Annotated in this window: 24 protein-coding genes; 13 read left to right on the top strand and 11 right to left on the bottom strand. The window is 51.7% G+C overall.

Going from position 1 to position 25,316, the window contains the following annotated elements:
• Nucleotides 1-57 precede the first annotated feature (57 nt).
• Entirely contained in the window at nt 58-1,050 is a 993-nt protein-coding gene (locus KNP79_RS05795) for a 5'-3' exonuclease (RefSeq protein ID WP_034780689.1), read from the top strand.
• 14 nt (nt 1,051-1,064) lie between these two features.
• Here the strand turns inward: KNP79_RS05795 and KNP79_RS05790 are convergent, their stop codons facing one another.
• On the bottom strand, nt 1,065-1,865 hold the full coding sequence (locus KNP79_RS05790) for a VOC family protein (protein WP_034780685.1): 801 nt from the start codon (nt 1,863-1,865) through the stop codon (nt 1,065-1,067).
• A 106-nt stretch (nt 1,866-1,971) separates the two neighbouring features.
• On the opposite strand from KNP79_RS05790, the gene KNP79_RS05785 reads away from it, so the two are divergent.
• Nucleotides 1,972-2,298 carry a winged helix-turn-helix transcriptional regulator gene (locus tag KNP79_RS05785; protein ID WP_034780682.1) on the top strand — a complete coding sequence of 109 codons (327 nt, stop codon included), beginning with the start codon at nt 1,972-1,974 and terminating at the stop codon, nt 2,296-2,298.
• 64 nt (nt 2,299-2,362) lie between these two features.
• On the top strand, nt 2,363-3,370 hold the full coding sequence (locus tag KNP79_RS05780) for a S66 family peptidase (protein ID WP_215191536.1): 1,008 nt from the start codon (nt 2,363-2,365) through the stop codon (nt 3,368-3,370).
• A 4-nt stretch (nt 3,371-3,374) separates the two neighbouring features.
• On the opposite strand, the gene KNP79_RS05775 is transcribed toward KNP79_RS05780, so the two are convergent.
• On the bottom strand, nt 3,375-4,565 hold the full coding sequence (locus KNP79_RS05775; RefSeq protein ID WP_214754849.1) for a helix-turn-helix domain-containing protein: 1,191 nt from the start codon (nt 4,563-4,565) through the stop codon (nt 3,375-3,377).
• 110 nt (nt 4,566-4,675) lie between these two features.
• Between KNP79_RS05775 and KNP79_RS05770 the strand changes: the two genes are divergently transcribed.
• Nucleotides 4,676-5,929, top strand: a complete 1,254-nt coding sequence (locus KNP79_RS05770; RefSeq protein WP_215191534.1) for an MFS transporter — start codon at nt 4,676-4,678, stop codon at nt 5,927-5,929.
• A gap of 24 nt (nt 5,930-5,953) precedes the next feature.
• Here KNP79_RS05770 and KNP79_RS05765 read toward each other — a convergent pair whose 3' ends face one another.
• From KNP79_RS05765 to KNP79_RS05750, 4 genes are all read right to left on the bottom strand, one after another.
• Entirely contained in the window at nt 5,954-6,250 is a 297-nt protein-coding gene (locus KNP79_RS05765) for a DUF3817 domain-containing protein (protein ID WP_034780670.1), read from the bottom strand.
• A gap of 82 nt (nt 6,251-6,332) precedes the next feature.
• Entirely contained in the window at nt 6,333-6,836 is a 504-nt protein-coding gene (locus KNP79_RS05760) for a DoxX family protein (protein ID WP_215191532.1), read from the bottom strand.
• Nucleotides 6,837-7,028: 192 nt separating this feature from the next.
• Nucleotides 7,029-7,442 (bottom strand): pyridoxamine 5'-phosphate oxidase family protein, encoded by a 414-nt coding sequence (locus KNP79_RS05755; protein WP_029596304.1) that lies wholly within the window; start codon nt 7,440-7,442, stop codon nt 7,029-7,031.
• Between the two features lie 126 nt (nt 7,443-7,568).
• A complete protein-coding gene (locus KNP79_RS05750; protein ID WP_016507985.1) occupies nt 7,569-7,769 on the bottom strand; it encodes a cold-shock protein in 201 nt (66 codons plus the stop codon).
• 267 nt (nt 7,770-8,036) lie between these two features.
• On the opposite strand from KNP79_RS05750, the gene KNP79_RS05745 reads away from it, so the two are divergent.
• A complete protein-coding gene (locus KNP79_RS05745; protein ID WP_215191530.1) occupies nt 8,037-9,635 on the top strand; it encodes a glycoside hydrolase family 55 protein in 1,599 nt (532 codons plus the stop codon).
• Here the strand turns inward: KNP79_RS05745 and KNP79_RS05740 are convergent.
• A complete protein-coding gene (locus KNP79_RS05740) occupies nt 9,599-10,105 on the bottom strand; it encodes a flavodoxin domain-containing protein (RefSeq protein WP_215191528.1) in 507 nt (168 codons plus the stop codon). The two genes, KNP79_RS05745 and KNP79_RS05740, sit on opposite strands and share 37 nt — an antisense overlap.
• Nucleotides 10,106-10,209: 104 nt before the next feature.
• A complete protein-coding gene (locus KNP79_RS05735) occupies nt 10,210-11,859 on the bottom strand; it encodes a glycoside hydrolase family 13 protein (RefSeq protein WP_215191526.1) in 1,650 nt (549 codons plus the stop codon).
• 69 nt (nt 11,860-11,928) lie between these two features.
• Between KNP79_RS05735 and KNP79_RS05730 the strand changes: the two genes are divergently transcribed.
• The 3 genes from KNP79_RS05730 to KNP79_RS05720 all read left to right on the top strand — a co-directional run bounded on the left by KNP79_RS05730 (nt 11,929) and on the right by KNP79_RS05720 (nt 15,093).
• Nucleotides 11,929-12,753, top strand: coding sequence for a helix-turn-helix domain-containing protein (locus tag KNP79_RS05730; protein ID WP_371743421.1), 825 nt, complete (start codon nt 11,929-11,931; stop codon nt 12,751-12,753).
• Between the two features lie 82 nt (nt 12,754-12,835).
• Nucleotides 12,836-14,176 carry a globin family protein gene (locus KNP79_RS05725; RefSeq protein ID WP_034780656.1) on the top strand — a complete coding sequence of 447 codons (1,341 nt, stop codon included), beginning with the start codon at nt 12,836-12,838 and terminating at the stop codon, nt 14,174-14,176.
• A gap of 20 nt (nt 14,177-14,196) precedes the next feature.
• Nucleotides 14,197-15,093: a class F sortase gene (locus KNP79_RS05720; protein ID WP_215191522.1), complete on the top strand. Its 897-nt coding sequence runs from the start codon at nt 14,197-14,199 to the stop codon at nt 15,091-15,093.
• A 93-nt stretch (nt 15,094-15,186) separates the two neighbouring features.
• On the opposite strand, the gene KNP79_RS05715 is transcribed toward KNP79_RS05720, so the two are convergent.
• The 3 genes from KNP79_RS05715 to KNP79_RS05705 all read right to left on the bottom strand — a co-directional run bounded on the left by KNP79_RS05715 (nt 15,187) and on the right by KNP79_RS05705 (nt 18,733).
• Entirely contained in the window at nt 15,187-15,894 is a 708-nt protein-coding gene (locus KNP79_RS05715; protein ID WP_021068048.1) for an ABC transporter ATP-binding protein, read from the bottom strand.
• Nucleotides 15,894-17,531, bottom strand: coding sequence for an ABC transporter permease (locus KNP79_RS05710; RefSeq protein WP_214754837.1), 1,638 nt, complete (start codon nt 17,529-17,531; stop codon nt 15,894-15,896). The genes KNP79_RS05715 and KNP79_RS05710 overlap by 1 nt, the downstream gene beginning before the upstream one ends.
• A gap of 134 nt (nt 17,532-17,665) precedes the next feature.
• Nucleotides 17,666-18,733: a Fe(3+) ABC transporter substrate-binding protein gene (locus tag KNP79_RS05705; RefSeq protein ID WP_034780649.1), complete on the bottom strand. Its 1,068-nt coding sequence runs from the start codon at nt 18,731-18,733 to the stop codon at nt 17,666-17,668.
• 228 nt (nt 18,734-18,961) lie between these two features.
• Between KNP79_RS05705 and KNP79_RS05700 the strand changes: the two genes are divergently transcribed.
• The 5 genes from KNP79_RS05700 (at nt 18,962) to pepT (ending at nt 25,316) form a co-directional block, all read left to right on the top strand.
• Complete coding sequence (locus KNP79_RS05700) at nt 18,962-19,534, top strand: TetR/AcrR family transcriptional regulator (protein ID WP_215191520.1); 573 nt, start codon at nt 18,962-18,964, stop codon at nt 19,532-19,534.
• Between the two features lie 24 nt (nt 19,535-19,558).
• Entirely contained in the window at nt 19,559-22,702 is a 3,144-nt protein-coding gene (locus tag KNP79_RS05695) for an efflux RND transporter permease subunit (protein WP_215191518.1), read from the top strand.
• 202 nt (nt 22,703-22,904) lie between these two features.
• Entirely contained in the window at nt 22,905-23,261 is a 357-nt protein-coding gene (locus tag KNP79_RS05690; protein ID WP_034780640.1) for a CidA/LrgA family protein, read from the top strand.
• Nucleotides 23,258-23,932: an LrgB family protein gene (locus KNP79_RS05685; protein ID WP_138860118.1), complete on the top strand. Its 675-nt coding sequence runs from the start codon at nt 23,258-23,260 to the stop codon at nt 23,930-23,932. Before KNP79_RS05690 ends, KNP79_RS05685 begins: the two co-directional genes overlap by 4 nt.
• A gap of 145 nt (nt 23,933-24,077) precedes the next feature.
• On the top strand, nt 24,078-25,316 hold the full coding sequence (gene pepT, locus KNP79_RS05680) for a peptidase T (protein ID WP_114164929.1): 1,239 nt from the start codon (nt 24,078-24,080) through the stop codon (nt 25,314-25,316).

The raw sequence follows: 25,316 nt of genomic DNA, 5'->3' as shown, positions 1-25,316 counted from the left end.
ACATCACCGAACAGTTCATGAATGTTCGGTCCAACAACTACAGAAAGAAGGTTACGCATGGAACGTAAACTATTTTTAATTGACGGAAACTCCATGCTGGCCAGTGCCTATTACGGTGCCGCCGCGAGCCGAACGAAAAAAGGACGCGAGGTATCTAAAAACGATCGGAGTGCCGTCATCGGTATGACCGGCCTCATCCGGACGATTCTACGTAGACATCGTCCGACTCATTTTGTCGTCGTGTGGGACGTCTCACGTGAAACATTATGGCGCCGCGAGCTTTATCCAGGCTATAAACGCCGTCGCCGCCAGACACCACCCGAGTTGAAAGCTCAAATGGAACTCATGCGCCAGTTGCTTGAAGATAGCGGGATTCCGCAATATCAAGTCGAAGGCTATGAAGGAGAAGATTTGATCGCTCATATCGCTCGGAAGTTTAGCTGTAGCGCTCCTGTCGTCATCATGACGAAAGACAAGGACTTGCTTCAGCTCGTGAGCCCACGCATCACCGTTTGGCTTCAAACGCAAGAGTTGCAACAAATGCAGGCTCGTTGCGACATCAAAGACAATCGCCCGCTCCCGCTCAAGCGACATCTCGAGATTCGTCCTGAGGAGATTGCGGCGTTGTACGAAGGATTGAAGCCAAAACAGCTCTCAGCAGTCAAAGCATTGACAGGAGACCGTTCAGACGGGATCCCGCCTGTGGCCGGATTGGACGAAAGCCAATCGGTCCAGTTGATCAAACGTTTTGGTTCGCTTGATAAGCTCTATACGGCGCTAAGCGTCAAAGGCGACAAACGACAATTAATCAATGAAACGATCGCGGCACTGACGTCAGAAGAAGTGCCCCGTAACTTGAGACGCACACGTAAAAAGGCCGAGCGCAACATGGAGCTCGTCCGTCTCGATGTCACGGTGCCAGAACTCGAACACTTGAAACTCGCTCATCTTGAGCTCAGTATCAATTCAAAACGTGTCGAACAAGCGTATCAAAAACGCGGCATTCGCCTCTCGTTTGATTCGAGTCAAAAGAAAATTTCAGCACGCTAAAAAAGCGCGGACAATTAGTCCACGCTTTTTATATTCACCTTGATGCCATCATCGTCGGTGAGCGACCATTCCGGTGTCGTCCCGCCAAGCGCGCGGTTCGTCTCTGCGTCGACCAAAAGCGTCCACGCCTCCAGACCAGCCTCTTGTCCCATCGCCTGGCTCGGCCGGGCCCAGACGTTCGTCCCGATATGGTGATGATACCCGTCGGCCGCTAAAAATAAGGCGCCTGGATACGAATCGGTCGTCACCGTGAAACCGAGACGATCTTGATAGAATAATTTTGCCGCTTCTAGGGAACGTACTTTGAAGTGGACATGCCCCATCGTCGTCCCGTTCGGAAGGCCCGTGAACGGACGGTCGGCCGCCGCCTCGAGCATCGATTCATATTCAACCGGGTCCGTCGACATCTTCACATGACCGTTCGCTTCATATTCCCACTGCTCCCGGGGACGATCCGCGTAGAGCTCGATGCCGTTGCCTTCCGGGTCGCTCAAATAAAACGCCTCGCTGACCAAATGATCACCTTGGCCGACTTCAATCCGTTGCTCAATCAAATGACGAAGAATCCGTCCGAGTTCGACACGGTCCGGCAATAAAATTGCCATATGGAACAAGCCGGCTGCCCGTGGATTCAGACGAACACCCTTCACTTCATGTAAGACGACGAGCGCCATTTCGTTCGTTCCGAGCGTGACGCGATGTTCTGACGTCTCGAGTACATCCATTCCGATGACGCGCTCATAATACGTTTTCATCGTTTCTAAATCATTGACGCGCAGCGTGACAGCGCCGAGTTGTATGTTTGTTAATTTCATAGTTAATCACCTCTGTCCTCAGTATACTCGCTAAGTAGGATCGACAGAAGACGGCACAAAAAGGTGGTATAGTTACCTAAAGGATACTTAGAGAGGAGTGAGGCAGATGCCACTGATTTCAAGCTGTGAGGTCGATACCGCACTCGAGATGATCACGGGAAAATGGAAACCATCGATTTTACTCGCACTCATCAACGAAGACACGTTGCGGTTCAGCGAATTGAAACGTTCCCTTCCGAACATCAGTCAAAAGATTTTGACGGCCCAGCTCCGCGATTTAGAGGAGCAGGACCTCATCATCCGGACCGTCTATCCGGAGGTGCCGCCTCGTGTCGACTATCGCTTGAGCGAGTATGGGAAAACGCTCATCCCGGTGCTCGAGACGATGAACGCTTGGGGCATTCAACACGCCGAACGCATGCGCAACAAGTAAATTGTCCACATGTGGATAACCCATTTCCGTAACATCATCTATCACTTATCCACAGGAGGCTCACATGATTCGTTATCCACAGTTAACCGGTCATCACTTCGGTGTGACGGCCCCTTCATCGGGTGTTCCTGCTGAACTGCACAAGTTGCTCCACGAGGCCGAAGCCACATTCACTCGCCATGGCTTCACGCTCCAATTTGAACCATCGGTCTGGACGCAGGACAAAGCGAAATCGGCACCGGCAGAAGTCCGGGCCGATGAGTTGACGCGCTTGTTCCATGACGAGGCCATTGACCTGATTATTCCGCCATGGGGCGGCGTCTTATTGATCGAGCTATTAGACACCATCGACTGGGATGCGCTCCCGCCGAAATGGATGCTCGGATATTCGGACGTCAGCTTATTTTTATTCGTATACACACTCAAGACCGGCATCGCCTCGGCACACGGCACAAACCTCGTCGACCTGCGCGGCGAAGAATGGGACGCGACGATCTCGCGTTGGCTCGACGTCGTATCGGCGAAAGAAGGCGAGACGGTCATCCAGCTCGCCTCGGAACAGTTCCAAAAAGAGTGGCAGCATGAGAACCCGAGCCCTCATGTGTATCACTTGACCGAGCCGACCGAATGGAAATCACTCGGCGGGACGGAGGCGACCGGGCGATTGCTCGGCGGCTGTATCGACGTCTTGTTGCATACGATCGGCACACCGTATGGCGACGTCGCCACGTTCCAACAGACCCATTTGAACGGGGAACCGATTCTTTGGTATTTCGAGAACGCCGAGCTCGATGTACCGGCACTCAAACGGACCCTGCTTCAAATGAAGTGGGCCGGTTGGTTCGATCATACGTCTGGCATTCTGTTCGGACGCAGTGCGGCCCAACAGCCCGTTCAAGGCTACACGGCAGAAGACGTGTATGCGGAACTGCAGGAACTGCTCGACGTTCCTGTCATCTACGACATCGACTGCGGGCACGTCCCGCCGCAAATGACACTGATCAACGGTGCCCATGCCTCGATTCAAGTCGAGGACGGTAAAGGGACACTCATTCAAACGTTCAAGGGCTGACGCGTCAGCCCTTGATTTTTTGTAACAGCTCAGTCAAATGTGTCCGGTAAAATCCTTCTGGAAATTTTTGAACATCCTCTTGGATTGAAGGTACCAAATCCATGCCGCATCCATAGCTAGCTCCAATTAATACACCTTCAAAATAAACGGCTTGATCGATCAAGCTATGCTTCTTCCAGCCATCCATACCTTCCCACAAACGTTTGAAGGCTCTATTGCCATCTTCAATTTCCCCTTTCATCGCGTGGTATACTCCTTTGGACATCTCAATGGCGGCAATGAACGGGTAATCGCCAGCTAATAATCGTTCCATTTCTTCGATACGCTGTCCTAGCTGCTCGACATGACGATAATGGATGGCATAGAGCGCCTCTGACAACGCGAGTCTTATTTTCGCGACGTGATCATCGGTGAACTGAATGTATTGTCTCGCTTTCACAAAGGCTTCATTGATACGTTGTTCATCCTTCAAATACAGCGAACATAACGCAATTGTTCGATATATATCGTCCGCTCGATAGTACGTTCGTGTCTGATGCATATATTGAAGTGCGTCATCTAAATGATGAATAGCCCCTGCTAGATTTCCCTCGTACGTCAGTTCTTTCATGACGAGAAACATCGCATATTCAATCCGAGTTCGTGACGACATGTTTCGAACATCTAATAGTTCCAAGCGATCAAGCTGTTCACTCGCTTCCTCAAATTGATTCCATAAGATGTGATAATAGGCTTTTCCAACAAGCGCCATCGCCAATTCATCTTTCTCATCAAGCCGCTCAAATAACTTGATCGCCTTATCATAGTAGGCTAACAACTCACTGCGTTTATCGACATGTTTTAAGTTATCACCCATAATGACGTATGCCTTCCCTTGCCAAATCGAGTTCATTTCTGTCGTCAAGTACGGTGAAAGCGCCTGTTTGGTCGCTTCTTCACTCCACGGGCTAAGGGTCAAGTCGGCATATTCAATCTCTTCAACGAGTGCTTGAAGCTCAATCTCACGCGGATCGACGAGCAATGACTGTACCGACACGTCCAACCGTTTCGCGAGTTCACGAAGACTGCGCATCGACGCCTCCGCCTTTCCATTTTCAATCATACTGAGCATCGATTTTGTGATGATGCCTTCGGCCAGTTGACTTTGCGTCAATTTTTTTTCTTTTCGTAACGCTTTAATCCGTTGTCCAATCATAGGCCACCTCTTAAAAGTTAAATTTAATTGAACTTATTGTATACAAATCGGTTGTCATCGTTTACTATAAAGTTAAATCAGGTTGAACTTAATTGTAAAGGAGAATCGATATGACGACTACCTCATCAAACTTGTATGTATTGTTGCTCGGAAAATTCATGTCGTTGTTCGCATCCAGTCTCTTCACGTTCGTCGCGGGATTGACCGTGCTGACAACATCTGGCTCAGGGCTCCAGTTCGCGCTCGTCTTGCTCGCCGGCACAGTGCCGCGCGTTTTATTATCTCCGTTTGCCGGGGCATTCGCCGACAAACTGGATCGCAAACGCGTGATTATCACGATGGAGTCAGTGAACGCCTTATTATTTTTGGCTGCTGGCATCGCGAGTCTCGTCTGGACGTTCGGCGTCCCTGCTTTCTTGATTATCACATGTCTGCTCTCTGTCGTCTCGACTTTCTTATCGGTCACGTTGTCGAGCTCGATTCCGCTCTTGTTTGACGAAGACGGGCTCCAACGCGCAAACTCGCTCGTTCAAAGCACCATTTCCATCTCAAGCATCGGCACGCCGCTACTCGCCGGAGCACTGTTCACTTTGCTGCCCGTCTCGGCATTTTTGTTCAGTTCGTCGCTCTTGTTTGTCATCGCCGCCTTTTTCGCCTCTCGTCTCCACTTTAAAACGTATGACCATGTCCCCACCGAGCAGTCGACTTGGAACGAGGTCCGATCTGGCTTCCACTACTTGAAACGCCAGCGCGTACTTTGGACGTTGACCCTTTTAGCAGCATTGCTCAATTTCTTCTTCGTTGCGGCAGAAGTACTATTCCCGATTGCCGCCCTACAAGAAATCGGCGTCAGTCCCCTCCAGTTCGGTTTTTTAGAAAGCATGTTCGCCGTCGGCTTTTTAGTCGCCTCGCTCGCCCATGCGTTACCGGTCTTTCAAATCAAGCATCGGCTAGCCACGACCCGAACCGCGCTAATCATTATGAGTTGCCTCTTTATCGGACCGGCCGTCCCGCTCTATTTTGCCTTCTCAGTCACACCAGCTATCGTCTTCTTCGCTGGTTTCGCCTTATTAAGCGGATTCTTCATCATCCGCGTCAATATCCCCATCCAGCTCTATTTACAGACGAACACGGAACCAAGTTATCTCGGTCGCGTGATCGGTGTTCTCGAATCCCTCGCCATGGGCATCACACCGTTCGGATTTATCGTGTTTGGCCTATTGAGCGAATGGATGCCGGTCGCCTCACTCTATACGATTTGCATGCTCTGCCTGCTCACCATCACGTTGTTCGCGATGTATCGGATCCGTCACGACATCTCTGCCGAAAAAGCAAATGTTTCAGCGAAAGCAGAAAGTGCGTGAACACAAAAAGACATCGAACGTTTTTCAGTTCGATGTCTTTTCTGTTGATGGAAGGACGCGTTTCTCTAACAAGAACGGTCCGAGTGGGATGACCGACGCCATGACGGCGAGGACCAATACTTTGAAGCCCCAATGGAAGCGCCATGCCATATAGACGGCTGCCGCCACGTAAGCGACGAACAGGAAACCATGGGCCGCGCCGACGATACTGACAGCGAGCGGCATGCCCGCCAAATACTTGAGTGGCATCGCGATGAGCAACAAGAGTAAGAAAGACACTCCTTCTGTGTATCCGAGCCATTTAAAATGTGTCGCGTTCATATTCGTTCTCCTTTTCAATCGATGCTACGTTCATCGTAGCCGAAAGTGGTGAGGTTTGTCACAGGAGAACGTCATAAAGTCGTTACGCTATTTGACGATTTGGTGAACGATGCATGACTTTTGTTTCCACGAACTTGCGAAGGAACAATCCATCGACGCCAAGTTTACCAGCATTGTAGCCTGCGACGAGAATGAGGACTGAGACGATTAACATCGTCGGGTTCGTGCTGACCGTACCTGAGAGCAAGAACGCCATGTTCATAACAAGACCGAAGAAGGCTGCGCTACGTGTGAGGGCACCAACCAAGAGTCCAAGACCGACTAGGAATTCACCGTATGGGATCAACACATCGAACAAGGCCGCGTTCGGAATGGCGAAGTTTTCAAGGAATGCTGCCCACCAACCGGCAACGGCTGGGTGATCACCCGTGGCGAGAGAAGCTGCGTTTTGAAGATATCCTTCTGAACCAAATCCGCCTGTGATTTTGCCCCAACCTGCTGTGAGCCAGTGATAGCCGAGCCAGAGACGAAGGACTGTCAAAATACCGGTGGCAATGTTGTGGTTTTGCCAAAATTTTGTGAACATGATAATTCCTCCTTTGAATGAGTGAATGATGACTTATATGTGATTACATTCACAATATACCATCCATGTTCATCTTTTCACATAGATTAGGACAAGAGTTCACGTTTCGTTCATATGTACGTCACATGTCAGTCACTTTTTGGAAATTGGTCAATTCGAAAAGGACATCCGCGAGGGACGTCCTTGTTTGAGTTACAACTTCACCTCTTGAGGTGGCTGTCCTTTTTTATTCATCACGCGCATCGATTGTGGCGCGATTTTTAAGATGACGAGTTTTGGATCATCTGGACCGTCGAACCAACCTTCGAGTTTCTCGTTCCATACCTTTTCTTTCATCGATTCATCGTCAGATACACTCGTCTCGCCTAAAATCTCGAGGTACGTATCCCCGACGCCGTCCCCGTCATAGCCAATCAAAATATGCGTATACGGATTATTTTTCAGTTCATCCACTTTATCCGTTTCTTTCGAAGTTGCGGTGTAGAGCGTCAAGTCATCATGGAAAAATGTCATATAACGGCTGTGCGGCTTCCCTTTATAAACCGTTGCCATTGTCCCTACGTTACTATGATCTAAAATCTGTTTTGCCGTTTGCATTGCATCCATTCTGAAAAACCTCCTTGTGGTAGTCACTCGTATATTGATTCCCCCGGGGCAAGTGATTAAACACGCGGACAACAAAAAACCTGCTCGCCGAAGCGAGCAGGTTATAAAATTCCTTAGAAAGGAAGATTAGATTTTTTCAACGTTAGAAGCTTGTGGTCCACGAGCTCCGTCAGTGATTTCGAAAGTTACTGCTTGGCCTTCTTCAAGTGTCTTGAAGCCGTCGCCTTGGATTGCTGAGAAGTGTACGAATACGTCGTCTCCGCCTTCCATTTCGATGAAGCCGTAACCTTTTTCTGAGTTAAACCATTTTACTTTACCTGTGTTCATAATGAACCCTCCTGAAATAAACGCTGTGCGTTCTAGTAGTGCCTTACTAGAAAAAACTGACCAATAAAAAATCACAAACCTCTAGGATTATCTTAAACGAAAAATAATCCAAAGCGTTTTGTGAATTATGTTTCCAGCTATTCTTAATTAAGCACATATAGAATATACCATGGATAAATGCTTCTGTCTACTAAATACTTCGGTTTGCTAAAAATACTTCTAAAACGGGTACATCCAATTGTAGTGAACGCTAGGAGGATGAACCATATGACAGCATACATTGACCGTTCGAACATTGCCGCCACGATCGCCCAGCATTCGAATTGGGCACTTGATAAGTTACTGACGGAAACACTCGATTGGCATGAGGCGACTCGACGTACGGCCTATCCCGATCAAGCAAAAACTTATCTCTCCCATTTGCCAATGACGGAGCGTATCGTTCCAGTGACGAGTTCGTTGCCGCTTGAAATAGTAGAAGGAATCGTCCGCCCGGTGTGGATGCGCCGGCTCGACGCCGAGCACTTGAACTTGAGACAAATGACGCGTCAGCACGTCGACGTCACCGATTATGGCGCCATCGGGGATGGGCAGACGGATTGCACCCTCGCTTTCCGGCTCGCCCTTAGGTCGAACCGCCACGTCCACGTGCCGACTGGCGTATATATCGTCCGCGGGATCCGTATCCCGTCGAACTGTGTGCTTGAAGGGGCCGGCCAGCAGGAAACGATCATCAAGCTCTCGGACCGGGCCCCGAAACATCGACGATTACTTCGAAATGCGACTCCCTTCGCCGGCAACCACCATATCGAAGTCGCACATTTGACGCTCGACTGGAACGTGGAGCGCCTCGGTGACGTCGACCGGACGTCGAGTGGCGATACCGCTTCGAGCGCGTTGACGTTCGCGCACGTCAAATTCGGTTGGATCCATCACGTCACGGCGAAAAACGCGGGACTGCATGCCTTTGATATCACTGCACCCCACTATCATTACTTGGGAGACGGATTACGCGCCAAAAAAGGCAGCCGCTACGTGTGGCTCGATCATTGCGAGGCGACGAATTACGGCGACGATGGCATCACGACCCACCATAGTGACGCCATCTATATCACGAACTGCTATTGTCATCATCCACACGGACGCACCCATGCCCATGGATTCTCGAACTCGAACGGAATCGAGATTGATGACGGGTCACGCCATGTCACACTCGTCAACAATATGAGCGAGGGTTGCTTCGGGGGCGTCGAAGTGAAGGCGCACGGGACGTCTTCAGCCGCTCACGACGTCCACATATTCGGACACTTCTCATATCACGACAATCGCTCGTTCAACTTCCGGCACATCAGCCACCACTTGGTTGATGATCCGCAGTCGAAGACGGCACGCTTCCTTTCAGGGACGAACCTCGTCTCGATGGAGCCGGTCCGTTCGAGTCTTTATAAGAAGTCTTCTGCGCGTAGCCTCGTCATATCAGCGTATCAAGACGTGTTCATTCACGGGTTCACGGCGATTGGGAATCCTGAATATGACTATCGTGGAAATCCGGCGCTCGCCGTTCAATACAAGTCTCGGAACGTCCGCTTGAAACGGATTGCGGCGAGCGGGTTTACTTCGGGACGGGCCGACATCGAACTGTTCGGCGGCGATAACCGGACCGATCACGTCACGATCGAGGAGGTCATTTGCCGTAACTCGGCCCCGGTCGCGTTGAAAGTCGGCGGGCAACTGACGAACGTCATGCTCCGTCGGATTGAAGGCGAACAAAAAAGTGGAGATGTACTCATCTCCACGAGTAGCCCGATCGAGGCCCATGATTTATTCGCTTATGGGTTTTCCGATCGCGTACGCAATGACGCTTGAGCCGACTCGACGAGTTCATCGAGCATCGCCTCATCTAAATTGAGTGAACTCACCGTCTGTTTCGCCATCATGCGGACGATGGCTTTGTCGAGAAAGCCCATTCGTTCGAAATCATAGCCGTTGCCGACGACTTCGACGAAATAAGCATGTGCCCGCAACACTTCTCGATAAGCATCCTCGAGTTCTCGTTGCCGTTCGGCCGCAGTCGGCGTACCGGCACATAAATAGAGGCCGAGCGGTCGTTTGAGCAGTTGGGTTTCGTTCCTGTGCAGCCAAGCCGTCATCTCGTCTTGAATTTTGCCCATCCGGATCGAGCTGCCGACAATCACATGGTCGACCGTCTCCCACTCGACATTCGGCTGCTCGACTACATTTTGGATGTGAACGTCTCCCGGAAGCCGTTCGGCCAACAAATGAGCAACTTTCTCACTCGTCCCGTAGCGGGTCGAGTAAGCAATTAACGTATTCATCGCGTTTCCCCCTTTCGGTCAGACTCTACTATCTTTATTCCCGAAAGCAGCCACGTTTACTAGTAACCACAAAAAAACTCGCCGCGGAGGCGAGTTTTTTTTCGTCACACTTTATACACTTGCGCTTCATACGGACGAAGCGTGAACGGTTCGATCGGTTCCATGTTGCCGATGACACGTTCTGTCACGTCATACGGGAGTTCGCGTGTCACCGTCTCATCCGAGAAGTTACAGAGCACGAGCCACGTCTCCCCTTCGAACGTTCGCGTGAAGGTGTATACCGCTTCATCGTCTGGGAGTAACAGTTCATACTTCCCGTAAACGACAATCGGATGTTGTTTCCGGAGCTGAATCAACTGGCGATAGTAATGGAACAGCGAGTCTGGATCACGCCGCGCCGCTTCCGCGTTCACGGTCACATAGTTCGGGTTGACCCCGATCCAAGGCGTGCCGGACGTGAATCCGCCTTGCGCCTCGGCCGACCACTGGACCGGCGTCCGTGAGTTGTCGCGCCCACGTGCGTGAATGCCGCGGAAAATCTCATCATGCGTCAACAAGCCATTCGTCGTGTAATCCCGATACGCGTTGAGCGTCTCGATGTCACGGTACTCATCAATCGAGTCGAACGCCACGTTCGTCATCCCGAACTCTTCACCTTGATAGATGTATGGCGTCCCTTTCAGCATGTGCAGGAGCGTCGCCAGCATCTTGCCAGAGACGACACGATACTCGTCCGAGTCGTTCCCGAACCGTGAAATGGCTCGCGGTTGGTCATGGTTGCTCCAGTAGAGACTGTTCCAGCCATCTTCTTCAAGACCTTCTTGCCAACGCGAGAAGATTGTCTTCAAGTCCGTCAACTTCCAGTCCGTCGGGTTCCATTTGCCGAAACTGCCGTTGCCGACGTCGACGTGCTCGAAATGGAACACCATGTTCAACTCGTCACGGTCTGTTCCCGTATACAGTTTCGCCTCGTCGACGCTGACGCCCGGCATCTCACCGACCGTGATTGTATCGTATTTCGACAGGACCTCACGATTCATCTCCTGCATGAACTCATGGATGCGCGGTCCGTTGAAGAAGAACGGTGTACCGTCTCCGTAACCTGTCCCCCGCGTCTCGCCGTCTGGATAGCTCGGATCTTTCGAGATCATGTTGATGACATCCATTCGGAAACCGTCGACCCCTTTGTCGAGCCAGTACGTCATCAAATCGTATACTTCACGGCGCAACGTCTCTGACTCCCAGTTCAAGTCTGGTTGCTTTTTGCTGAACAGATGCAAGTAGTATTCGTCGCTTGCCTCATCGTATTGCCAGGCACTCCCTCCGAAGAAAGCACCCCAGTTCGTCGGTGGCTGACCGTTCTCGCCTTTTTTCCAAATGTAGTAGTCCCGATATGGGCTGTCTTTTGAGGAGCGCGACTCTATGAACCATTGGTGTTCGTCCGACGAGTGGTTGACGACGAGGTCCATCATAATTTTGATGCCGTGACGATGCGCTTCTTCGAGCATCGCATCGAAATCGTCCATCGTTCCGAACTCATCCATGATGGCCCGGTAATCGCGGATGTCGTATCCGTTGTCGTCGTTCGGTGAATCGTACACCGGCGATAGCCAGATGACATCGATGCCGAGTTCCGCCAAATACGACATCTTCTCGGTGATTCCAGGGATGTCCCCAATCCCGTCACCGTTCGAGTCATTAAAGCTGCGCGGGTAAATTTGATAGACGACCGCTTCTTTCCACCATTGTTTCATGTTTCATCCTCCTCATACTTTCTGTCGATTTCATCGTACCCGCTCCTCGCCTTGATTTCTATCCATGATATGATGAGAATATGCACGATTTTGCTATTAAGAAAGGATGATTCGATGGAAATTGGCTTTTGTGGCTATTCGTATCATACAACGACCTACACTTTTCCTTTCCCTAATCGATTGGAGACGTATTTGATTCGCTTGCAGACTGAAGGCACGGCACGAATCGTCGTCAATGGAGAGACGTATACGGTACGGCCTGGCGATTTGTTGCTCGTCAAACCTGGTGACGAGTACGAACTGCATGTCGACACCCCGGCGAGCGGGGATTATCATCTCTTCTGCAACGGTTCATCACTTGATACGTGGTGGACTGCGGCGAATCGTTCCCGCATCACGTCCATCTCGATCGACCCTCGCCTGTTGTCACTCTGGCAGCACATCACCGAAGAGGCACGACGCCCGACGACTGAACAAAGTCCGGCCTTGATTGAAACACTGATTGAAGCCTTGCTCCTCATGCTCGACCGTTCAGTCCAAGAAGTGCACGCAAACGTGCGACCACCTGTCGCGTCACGCATGATGCGTTATATAGAAGGAAACGTCACGAGCGACTTCAAAGTGGCGGACGTCGCCGACGCGGTCGGGCTCAGTGTATCGCGGACCGTCCACTTGTTCAAAGAAGTGACCGGTATGACGATTGTCGCTTATGCCCAATCGATTCGACTCCAGCTCGCCGAAGAACAGATGCAGTATACGCAACACTCTCTCGAACGGATTGCCGAGCTGTCCGGATTCCGCTCCTATCCATATTTTCATCGTATCTTTAAACGAAAATATGGCGTCGCACCAGGGGTTTATCGCACACTTCAACAAAAAAACGAAAAAAAATAAAAAAAGAGTGATCCATTTTTTGAACCGCTCCGTTAGATGGGTGTAAACAACGACAACCACTCAAAAAAAGGAGCGATTACCCATGAAGAAGAAAACAATGAACAAGATTGTAGCACCGGCACTCGCACTCGGCTTACTCGTACCATTGAATGCACAGGCAGCGGATCACGCGCCGACAGCAAGCACACCAGCAGGTGACTTACGAGCCACGCTCGACCAATTACTGTCTGAGCATTATGTCTTAGCCGTCACATCGATGATGAAAGCTTACGACGGAGCACCAGACGCTGAAGTCGCGATGAAGGCACTCGATCAAAACGCACTCGACATGACACCGGCCATCGCTTCAATTTATGGAGATGAGGGCGCAGCCCAGTTCGAAGACATCTTCGCTGGTCACAACGATTACTCAGCTGACTTCGTTGAAGCGGCTAAATCAGAAGACAAAGAGCTTCGCGCTGACGCGGAAGCCGAAGTCGATGAATTCGTCGAAGAGTTCTCAACATTCCTTGATGCAGCAACAGAAGGTAACTTACCGAAAGACGCTGCTGCTGACGTACTTGAGCTTCACGAAGACCAAGTTCTCTCAGTATTCGACAACTATGTCGCAGGTGATTACGAGTCGGCATACATGACGTACCGTGAAGGGTACAAGCTCATGTTCGACATCAGTAAAGCCCTCTCAGGCGCAATCGTTACACAGATGCCTGACAAGTTTGAAACTGCTGCTGACACACCGGCCGTCGAGCTTCGTTCAACATTGAACAGCCTTGCTGGTGAACACTTCGCCCTCGCAGCAATCGGCATGCAAAAAGGCTACGATCAAGCAGAAGACTTCGACTACGTGAGCTGGGCTGAAGATCAGAACACACTCGACTTCAAAGCAGCCATCGGTTCAGTCTACGGTGATGAAGGTGCGGCCCAATTCGAAAAAGTATGGAACGGGAACCACATCACAGCCCAAGGTGACATCGTTGCCGCTACACTCGAAGGCGATGAAGCTAAAATTGAAGAAGCACGCATGAAGCTCGACCAGTTCGCTGTCGATTTCAGCACATTCCTCGATGCAGCGACAGAAGGTAACTTGCCACAAGAAGCTGGCCAAGAAGCCATCAAACAACATGAGGCCCTCGTGCTTCAAACGTTCGATCAGTATGTAGCTGGTGACGCGGATGCCGCTTGGATGTCATTCCGTGAAGGATACGCGTTCATGTTCGGTGTTGGTGAGACACTCGGTAACGCGATCGTGACACAAATGCCTGACAAGTTCGCGGAAACAACAATGCCTGAAGAGATGCCTGAAACAGGTCTCGGTGGTGCACAGGAACAATCAATGAACACGCTCTACGCTGGCCTTGCTGTACTTGGCGGAATCTTGCTCGCCTTCGTAACGCTTCGCAACCGCAAAGAATCTGTTCAATAATTCAATAAGGAGGGAGCCCCATGAACAAGCGCCATTTGTTTCTGGCGCTCTCTCTCTTTTGTTTTGGCTTCTGGACGTGGACGAGCGCCCAAGAATCGTCGTCACCACCTGTAGAAGAAAAACAAATAGAGGAGAGCCCAGATTTATCGGCTGAATTCTCACTTCTACAGGAAGAGGTGAAAAAGCTTCGATTAGCCGAGGAAGAGGAAAGTGCTAAGGCCGCGACACCCGTCCAACTTCAAATTCCCAAAATCAAGGTCGACACCGCGATTGAACAGGTCGGCGTACTCGACAACGGACAGATGGGCGTCCCAAAAGACGAGAACCAAGTCGGTTGGTTCGAGCCGGGCGTCAAGCCAGGCAGTAAAGGGAATGCCGTCATCGCTGGACACGTCGACAGTAAGACCGGCCCCGCCGTCTTTTATGAGCTCGATCAACTGAAGACAGGCGATGACGTGACGATCATCGACGAGAATGGCAACACGTTGACGTTTCGTGTCACAAAAACAGAGAGTTACGATACGAAAAACGCACCGATCGAGGATATCTTCGGGGCCACGTCGAGTCGACATTTGAACTTGATCACGTGTTCCGGTACGTTCGGTGACGGCGGTTACGACGAGCGTTTCGTCGTCTATACCGAACTTGTCGCTACCGAGATCAATACCGAAGTCGAACTCGACGCACCGACGAGCGTCGAACTCCGCGGGAACTTATTGACGTGGCACGCCGTCCGTGACGACGCCGTCATCGGCTATCGCGTCTATGAGGTCGTCGACGGTGAAGCGACGCATATCGAAAGTATCCCGTCGCACGCCCGGAAGAGCATCGAAGTCACGAACGAACAGGCCACTTATTACGTGACAGCCATCGATCAACTCGGGAACGAGTCGAGTCCTTCCGCACAGACGAAGTGATGACCAAAGCACCCACAGACCGCCATCTGTGGGTGCTTTGTATCTGATTTCGCCTTCAAAAAAAGCATCCCTCGATGAGGCATGCTTTTTCGTTTAGACGAAACATGGAATCTGCGGGTTGAACGTCTTATTGTTCTCCGTCATGATTTGTTTCTTGATTTTGCCTTCGCCGAGATAGACGATACGGTCGGCGAGCGCCTCTGCGTCCTCTTCATCGTGGGTAACGAAGATTGTCGTCGTACCCGTCTGTTTGAGGAGGCGGCGCAAATCGTCCCGAATGCGATGTTGGAGCGACGTGTCCAAGTTGCTGAACGGCTCATCCAAGATGAGAAGCGATGGTTTCGGAGCAAGCGCACGCGCGAGCGCGACACGCTGTTGCTGACCGCCGCTGAGCTCGTACGGATAGCGATGACGGAACTCGGACAAGTTCACGAGCGTCAACATCTCTTCGACGCGCTCGTTCCGCTCTTTCCGGCTCAATTTATGCAGACCGAAGCGGATGTTCTTCTCAACGGTCATATGCGGGAAGAGCGCATAGTCTTGGAACACCATCCCGACACCACGCTGTTCAGGCGGCATGAACTGGCAATCGTCGCAACAGACACAGTCGTTGACGACGACGACGCCTTGATTCGGCATCTCGAGTCCCGCAATGAGGCGTAAAATCGTACTCTTCCCAGAACCGCTGTCACCGAGAAGCGAGACGATTTCACCTTTCGTGATCGAGATCGAGAATCCTTTAATCGTCTCGGCTTGCGCACCTTTATAGCTGAAGTGTAAATCGTTGATTTGAACAAACATTAGTCGGCCTCCTTATCAAGCACCTTATGGAACACAAAGATCAACAGTCCGCTCATGAGCACGATGACGATCGAGGCGAGCGCGGCCTCATGTATCTTCTCGTCACTGACATATTTGAACGCCTGTGTGGCGAGCGTCGAAAAATTGAATGGCTGTAAAAACAGCGTCAGCGGCAACTCTTTCATAATATCGATAAAGACGAGGATGAACGCGCTCATGATCGCCCCTTTAATCATCGGGATATCGACCCGGAAGAACGTCTGCACCGTCCCCCACCCGAGCATGCGTGACGCTTCCGTGAACGACTTCCCGACTTTCTCAAATCCACTCTCGATTGAGTTATAGCCGATGGCGAGGAAGCGGATGACGTAGGCGAAGATGAGCATAATGAGCGTCGTCCTGAACACGAACGTCTGGCCTAAGTCCAAAGCGAGCGCCACGTTCAACACCCACTCATCAAGCAGCAAGAACAACGTGATGACGGCGATGGCGATGGCCGCTCCCGGGATTGAATAACCGAGCGTCGTCACTTTCGAGATGACGCGTGTCATGTTTGACGGGAACAGGCGCGTATAGTTCGCGATGATGAGCGCAAACACGAGAATGATCATCGTCGCGATGAAGGCGACGCTCACCGTGTTCCAGACGAGACGGAAAAACTCGGCTGTGAACACTTGTTCAAACGTCAATACCGTCCAAGCAACGAGTTGAACGAACGGAATGAAGAATGCGACCGCGAAGATGGTCGCTACATAACCGAACACGGCGTATCGATGCCATCCATTCAGTTGTCTCGGTTTGAGCGGCTTCACTTTCGTCGTCGCATAGCTGAACTGTTTTCGACCTCGGATCAGCCGTTCCATCGTCAAGATGGCGATGACGAGAATCATAAGCGTCCCAGCCAATTTGAGCGCTGAGGACGTATCTTTCATCCCGAACCACGTACTGAAGATGGCCGTACTGAACGTCTGAATCCCGAAGTATTTGACGACGCCATAGTCGTTCAACACTTCCATCAAGACGAGGCTGACCCCGCCGATGATGGCGACGCGCGAAATCGGGATGACGACGGTGAAGAAGATATCCCACGAGCCGCGGCCGAGGATACGGGCGTTTTCAATCATCGAGGACGATTGATTGTGCAGGAAGGCACGCGTGATCGTGTAGATGTATGGATACAAGAACAGCGTGAAGATGAACACCGTCCCTTGAATCGTCATGATGTTGAAATACGTCTGGTCGACCGTGATACCGAACTCGTTGCGAAGCGTCGTCTGGATGACGCCCGTATAGTTTAAAATCCCGTGATACGTATAAGCCCCAATGTAAGGCGGGATGGCGAGCGGTAAGATGAGCGCCCATTTGAAGAACCGACGGAACGGAAAGTCGTACACCGTGACGAACCAAGCCAGGCTCGTTCCGATGACGGTCGTCAACAATCCGGTCGCGAGCATGATGAACAGTGTATTGCGCACATAAGTCGGCAACAAGTACTCGCGAATGTGTTGCCAGTTCTCGTTGACCGGTGCGAACAGCTCGACCAAGACGACGACGCCTGGCAGGACGATGAACACCAGCGCGATAAAGCTGAGGATGGCCCATCCATTCAGTTGTCGTTTCAGCGCGTACCAGTTCATGTCGTACAACTCCCGTTCTTTCGTTCAGTCACTTCCTGTCCCATCATATCAGTTTCCGCGCCTACGGTGTACCGTCAGCGTGCCATGAAACACAAAAACCTTCGGCCTGAACATCTGTTCAAGCCGAAGTCGTCTTATTTCCAGCCCGCTTCGTTGAAAATACGGATGGCTTCTTGCTGGTTTTCGCCGAGGACAGACAAATTGATGTCCTGCTCTTTGAACTCACCCCATGATTGAAGGAGCTCGTTCGGTTCAACCGATTCGTTAACCGGATACTCGTAGTTCACGCTCGCAAACTGCTCTTGTGCTGACGGATCAGACATGAACTCCATGAGTTTCTTCGCGTTTTCTGAGTTCTTGGCTGCTTTTGTCATCGCAATCCCCGAGATGTTCACGTGTGTCCCCGTCGTGTCTTGGTTCGGGAAGAAGACACCGAGTTGCTCGGCCACTTTCTTCTCTTCCGCGTCTTCTGAGTTCAACATGAGACCCATGTAGTATGTGTTCATGATGGCGACGTCCCCTTCACCGGCGACGACCGCTTTCGCTTGGTCACGGTCGTTCCCTTGTGGATCACGCGCCATATTGTTGACCATGCCTTTCGCCCACTCTTTCGCTTGATCGACACCGTTCACTTCAATGAATGAAGCGAGGAGTGAGATGTTGTACATGTTCTCAGACGGACGAACGAGCACTTTTCCGTTCCACTGTTCTTCTGTGAGCGCTTCGTATGTTGACAAGTCTTCTGGTTTCACACGGTCTTTTGCATAGACGATGACACGTGCCCGTTTCGTGAGACCGAACCACTCGTTGTCCGTATCACGATATTTTTCAGGGACGTTCGACTCAAGCACGTCGCTATCGACCGCTTGAAGATGACCCGCGTCTTTCGCTTGATACAAGTTCCCGGCGTCTGCCGTGATAAAGAGGTCGGCTTCTGTGCTCTCACCTTCTGTGTTCAAACGCTCGAGAAGCTCATCGCTTTTCCCTTCGACGACGTTAACTTTTACGCCCGTCTCTTCTTCGAACTGCTTGTAAAGTTCTTTATCGACGTCATAGTGACGGCTCGAGTAGACGTTGACGACTTTTGACTCTTCTGCTGTCTCGTTATCATTTGACGTCGTCTCTTCCGTGCTCGCGCAAGCGGCCAGGAGTGATGTTGTGAGCGCAGCCGATAGGCCGAGCGCCATGTACTTTTTGTTCATTTGATTATCCCCCACTTATTCATCTCTATTGTTGGTAATGATAATTACTCTCAGTTACTATCATCACTGATAATCATTCTCACGTCAACCTTTTTTTGAAATCGTTTACAGTAGTTATAAATACATAACTTAACAGTTTTGACGTCATCATTTCTTGACTTCAAAATGACTACGCACCTATAGTAGAAGAGAACAAACCGTCTGGTCGGTACAGAAAAGAGGGATGACATGACAAACCGATCAATAATCACCAAGCAAAAACTGTTAGATGCCGCGACGGATATCATCATGGAGCACGGTGTGCATCACCTGACATTGGATGAAGTCGCCAAGACGGCGGGTGTCTCGAAAGGTGGTCTCTTGTACCACTATCCATCCAAAGAAGCGTTGTTGACCGCCATCGTGGAACGGCTCCAAACCGAGCAAAACGAGTTGTACGAATCGCTCCAAGCCGATGGCAATGGCCCTGTCGAGGCGTTCGTGCGTCTCTTTGACGAGACGAAACTTCATCCGGAGCGCTCAGCCATCCACATCGACGCCGAAAAGATGATTGCGTTCCTCACATTGTTCGCCGTCGACCAAGAGTACGCAGAGCGGTGGAAACACGACCTCGACACGTTCTTCGCACAGTTTCAACAGACGAGCGATCCAGTGGAGACGATGATCATCCGCTATGCGCTCGAAGGAATGATGATGTCCGAGCACTTCAATGTCGGCGTCGCCCCACCTGCTTTAAAACAAGACATTATCGCTCGCTTGATCGAGCGAGCCCAGAACATCGATTCGGGTAAAACAGACTAATCTATTAGAGGAGAAATGAACCCCATGCAAAAAATCACGTCCTTCTCCGTCAATAACAAGTTCGCCGTCTGGTTGATGACCATCATCTTGACGGCCGCCGGAATTTTCGCCGGCTTGACGATGAAACTAGAAACATTGCCTGATATCACGACACCGACCGTCTCGGTGACGACGATTTACCCAGGAGCCTCACCTGAACAAGTGCTCGACGAAGTCAGCACCGTGCTCGAAGAGCGCTTGAAGAGCTTGAACGGGGTCGAACAAGTTCGTTCGTCTTCGTTCCAGAACGCTTCAAACATTCAAATCGATTATGACTTCAGCACTGATATGGAAGAAGCTGAACAGCTCGTCAAAGACGCGCTCAGCAACGTCGAATTGCCAGAAGCCGTTCAAGACCCACAAGTATCACGACTCAGCTTTGACGCGTTCCCTGTCGTTGGTGCAGCCGTCTCAGATGAGAGCCTCGATTTGGCCGAATTGACGAAATTGGTCGAAGATGAGTTGCAGCCGGCCCTTGAAGGCGTCGAAGGCGCTCAGACCGTCCAAATCGCCGGACAAGAGATTCGTCGCGTCGAGCTTCAGTTCGATGCGGAGGCACTCGCCGAATACAACTTGACGGAAGACACGGTCAAACAGTTGATTCAAGCGAACGACGCCCGCATCGCGCTCGGCCTGTATGAACTTGGTGATACGGAGCAAGCCGTCGTCATCGACGGGAAGTCGGAGACGCTCGAGGCGTTCCGCGACCTCCAAATTCCGTACTCACCCGCACAAACGGAACAGCCGGTGCCAGGTGCGCCAACGGAACTTCCGACTGGCGAGACCCCACAAGTCCCGACTGAAGTACCAGGTGCCGTCCCACCTGCCAATATCCCGACAACCGTCCCGACCGTCGCTTTGAGCGAACTCGCGACGATTGAAGACCGTGGCATCGAGGAATCGATTTCGCGCTCAAACGGAGAACGTTCAATCGGGATTCAAGTGACGAAAACACAAGACGCGAACACCGTCGACGTCGTCAACGCCGTCAAAGAGGTGCTCGCCGACTTCGAAGCCGACTATGACACGGCCAACGTCTCCGTCACGCTCGACCAAGGTCAACCGATTGAAGAATCGGTCGAGACGATGGTCTCGAAAGCGTTACTCGGTGGTCTATTCGCCATTTTGATTATTCTCGTGTTCCTTCGTAACTTCCGCTCGACGATTATTGCGGTCATCTCCATCCCGCTCTCGCTCTTGATGGCGTTGATCGTCTTGAAACAGCTCGACATCACGCTCAACATCATGACGCTCGGCGCGATGACCGTCGCCATCGGACGGGTCGTCGATGACTCCATCGTCGTCATTGAGAACATTTACCGTCGCCTCACCCGTCCGAACGAGACGTTGCGCGGCAAAGAACTGATTATCGCCGCGACGAAAGAAGTGTTCATTCCGATCGCGTCGTCGACAATCGTTACGATTGCCGTCTTCTTGCCGCTCGGGTTCGTCACCGGATTCGTCGGCGAGCTGTTCTTACCGTTCGCCTTGACCGTCGTCTTCGCTTTGCTCGCATCACTTCTCGTCGCGATCACGGTCGTGCCGATGATGGCCGACTCGTTCTTTAAGAACCGTGACAAGTTGAAGCCGGAAGAAGGACCAGGGAAACTCGCCGAATGGTATCGCGGCGTCCTCAACTGGTCGCTCAACCATAAACTCGTCGTCTTCGGCCTGGCTACCGTTCTTTTAATCGGAAGTTTCGCCCTCGTCCCAGCCATCGGGGTCAACTTCTTGAACCAAGAATCTGAGAAGACGCTTTACGTCACGTTCGACCCAGAGCCGGGACAAACGCTTGACGACTCGATTGCGGCGGCCGAAATCGCCGAGACGTATTTCATGGAAGAGCAAGCGGACGCGACCGATGTTCAATTCACGGTCGGTGGCGAGAACCCGCTTAACCCAGGAAACAACAAACAAGGAATTTTCATCGTCCAGTACGATCCGGACACGGAAGATTTCGCCGATGTCAAAATCGCCGACGTCGAACGCTTGAACGAACTCGCCTCTGGCGGTGAATGGAAAGAACAAGACTTCGCCGGCGGTGCCGGAACGAGCGGCGTGACGTACAACGTCTACGCCAACTCACTCGAAGACCTCGAAGCCATCGTTCCGACGTTCATTGAGACGATTGAAGAAGAGACAGATTACGTCCGTCAAGCGACGTCTGATCTTCGTGAATCATACGTCCAGTACACGTTCAACGTCGACCAGCAAGCAGCTGCTGAGGCAGGTGTATCGGCCGCTCAGCTCGCCCAGACGATTGGACAGTTCCAAGCGCAAGAAAGTCCGCTCTCGACCGTGACGATTGATGACAAGCAACTCGACGTCATCATTCCGACAGAACAAGTCACGTACGACAGCATTGACGATTTGCAGGAACAAGAAGTGACGACGCCGTTCGGACCACGTCCAATCTCAGACTTCATCGAAGTCGAGGAAGGCACGACACCGGATACGCTCGTCCAGCGTGACGGCAAGCTCCTCGCTCGCGTCAACGTCGAGCTCAGCACGGACAAAGCGACGGAAGCTTCGGCGGCCATCGAAGAACGTGTGTCTGACATCGAGCTCCCGACTGGCGTCTCGTATGATGTCGGCGGTGTCACGGAACAGATTCAAGAATCGTTCACTCAGCTCGGTCTCGCCATGCTCGCAGCCGTTGCCATCGTCTACTTGGTGCTCGTCATCACGTTCGGCGGTGCCGTTACACCGTTCGTCGTCCTATTCTCGCTCCCTTACGCGATTATCGGGGGACTTGTCGCCCTTCTCATAACTGGCGAGACGATCTCGGTATCTGCCTTGATTGGAGCGCTCATGTTGATTGGGATCGTTGTGACGAACGCCATCGTCTTGATTGACCGTGTTATTCATAAAGAAGAAGCTGGTCTCTCGACGCGTGATGCCTTGCTCGAGGCAGCCGGTACGCGCCTCCGCCCAATCCTCATGACGGCACTCGCGACGATTGGTGCCCTCGCACCGCTCGCGCTCGGTCTTGAAGGTGGCGCTTTGATTTCGAAAGGTCTCGGTGTGACCGTCATCGGTGGATTGACAAGTTCAACGCTATTGACGCTCCTCATCGTTCCAATCGTGTATGAGTTCTTCGCACGGTTCCGTAAGAAAAAAGAAGCGTAATTCAAAAGAGAGTCGCCCGCACAGGGTCGACTCTCTTTTCGATTCGGTCATTCTTGATGTGTTCCACACGGCTTTCCGTGCTTTTATAAAACCTCTTTGGAGAGAAGAACTTCACTTTTTGATGATTGCCTAACCTTGACCTGTACAAATAAATCTGAGAAAATTCTTACGTTTTGAACGTATTCGCGAAAGGATGGTATACATGCAACTCTTTATCAAATGGATGATCGGCCTTTCGCTCTTATTCGGGTTAAGCGCGCTCGGCAATTGGATCGTCGCCACTTTAGAATGGAAAGTGCCTGGGAACGTCGTCGGGATGATGCTGTTGTTGATATTACTTATGACAAAAATCATCCGAGTCGAATGGATCGAGGACAGTGCCGGCTTCCTCACGAAACATCTCGCTTTCTTCTTCATCCCGATTGCGGTCGGTCTCATGTCTTATAGTAATCTATTAAAAGCAGAAGGGATTCCGCTCTTTCTCGCCTTGATGATCAGTCTAAGTGTGGGGCTCATCGTGACCGCCATCATCTCCGGAAGACGAGGTGAAGCGTCATGACATTATTTTGGGTACTCGTCACAGTTGGTGTCTATCTCATCAGCCGAAAACTATCATTTAAATGGGCGTCTCCGTTCACGAACGTCGTCTTCTTGAGCACAACTATTTTGATTGTGATCCTCCTTCTCTTTGAACAACCGTACGACGTGTATGAACCGGCCAAAGATTTGATCACGATTTTACTCGGCCCGGCGACCGTCGCCCTCGGTCTGCCGTTGTACCGCAACTTGCCGACGCTACTCGCACGCGCGAGACGTGCCCTCAGTGCAATCGTTGCCGGTACCGTCTCGACGATCATCGTCGCAGTCATGATCGGAACGGCGCTCAAACTGACGGACCAAGTGCTCATCGGGCTAGCGGTCAAATCCGTCACTGCTCCGATTGCACTCGAACTGGCAAAACAGCTCCAAGGAGACGCGGCGCTTGCTGCCTCCATCACTGTCGCCTGTGGCATACTCGGTGCCATGTTCGGTCCGCTAATGTTGTCGCTTTTCAAAGTGACTGATCCGTTCACGCGAGGACTCGCACTCGGAACGATCAGCCACGGCATCGGCACGGCTCAAGCCGCGACAGAACATCCGCTCTCAGGGGCCACCGGGGGCGCGGCGATGGGCCTGTCCGCCATCTTCACGTCGTTTTTGTTGCCGTTTCTCCTGCCGTTCCTTCTTTAAAAAAGGCCAGCACCCTTGTTTCATACAAATTGAGTAAAAGTAGAGGCCTTGCGCCTCTCTTTTTATTTTCAAACAATTTCGATACTTCTCAAAACGGCTCTCATGCTACACTAAACGAGAACAGATTGATTAGAGGAGGCAGACCATGCAATCGAAATTAATTGAACGTTTAATCACGTATGCAAAAATTGATACACAGTCCGACTTCACGAGTGAGACGACACCGTCGACAGCGAAACAATGGGATTTGATTCGCCATCTCGAGGCTGAGTTAAAAGCGATTGGACTCGAGGACGTCGAGACGGATGACTATGGCTACTTGTTCGCCACCCTTCCGAGTAACGTCGACCATGACGTACCGACGATCGGCCTGCTCGCCCACGTCGATACGGCGACCGACTTCACCGGGACGAACGTCAACCCGCAACTCGTCGCACATTACGAGGGCGGCGATATCGTCTTGAACGAGGCGCTCCAAGTCATCTTGTCGCCGCGTGACTTCCCGGAGCTCGATGGCTACGTCGGACATACACTCATCACGACAGACGGCACGACGCTGCTCGGTGCCGACGACAAAGCCGGCATGGCCGAGATCGTCACTGCGGTCGAATACTTATTGGCCCATCCGGAAATCCCGCATGGCCCGGTGCGAATCGCCTTCACACCGGACGAAGAGATTGGACGCGGACCACATAAGTTCGACGTCGCCCGCTTCAACGCCGATTTCGCCTATACGATGGACGGCGGCCCGCTCGGTGAACTGCAATACGAGAGCTTCAACGCTGCCGGCGCCACGGTCACGTTCCATGGGACGAACGTGCACCCGGGCAGCGCCAAAAACAAGATGGTCAACTCGATGAAATTGGCGATGGCGTTCCACAACCGCCTCCCGGCCGATGAGGCACCGGAACATACGAGCGACTATGAAGGCTTCTTCCATCTGAACGGCTTCTCTGGCGACGTGGAGACGACGACGCTGCAATACATTATCCGCGACCACGACCGCACAAAGTTTGAGGCGCGCAAAGCGTTGCTTGAAAAGCTCGTCGTCGAATGGAAACAGAAGTACGGCGAAGCGCGTATCGACTTGAAAATGGACGATCAATATTACAACATGGCCGAGAAAATCGAGCCGGTAAAACACATCGTCGACACCGTCGCCGACGTCATGCGCGAACTAGGCATCGAACCGAAAATCGAACCGATTCGCGGCGGGACGGACGGTTCGCAACTGTCGTATATGGGACTCCCGACCCCGAACATCTTCACGGGTGGCGAGAACTATCACGGCAAGTTCGAGTACGTCTCCGTCAACAACATGGAAAAAGCGACCCACGTCATCATCCAGACGCTCCGTACGTTCGCTGAACGCGCGCGAGCATAA

Source organism: Exiguobacterium sp. s7 (assembly GCF_018618195.1).
Lineage (GTDB): Bacteria > Bacillota > Bacilli > Exiguobacteriales > Exiguobacteriaceae > Exiguobacterium > Exiguobacterium mexicanum_A.
The sequence above is the reverse complement of the archived record's forward strand: the minus strand, read 5'-3'. Positions and strand labels throughout refer to the sequence as shown.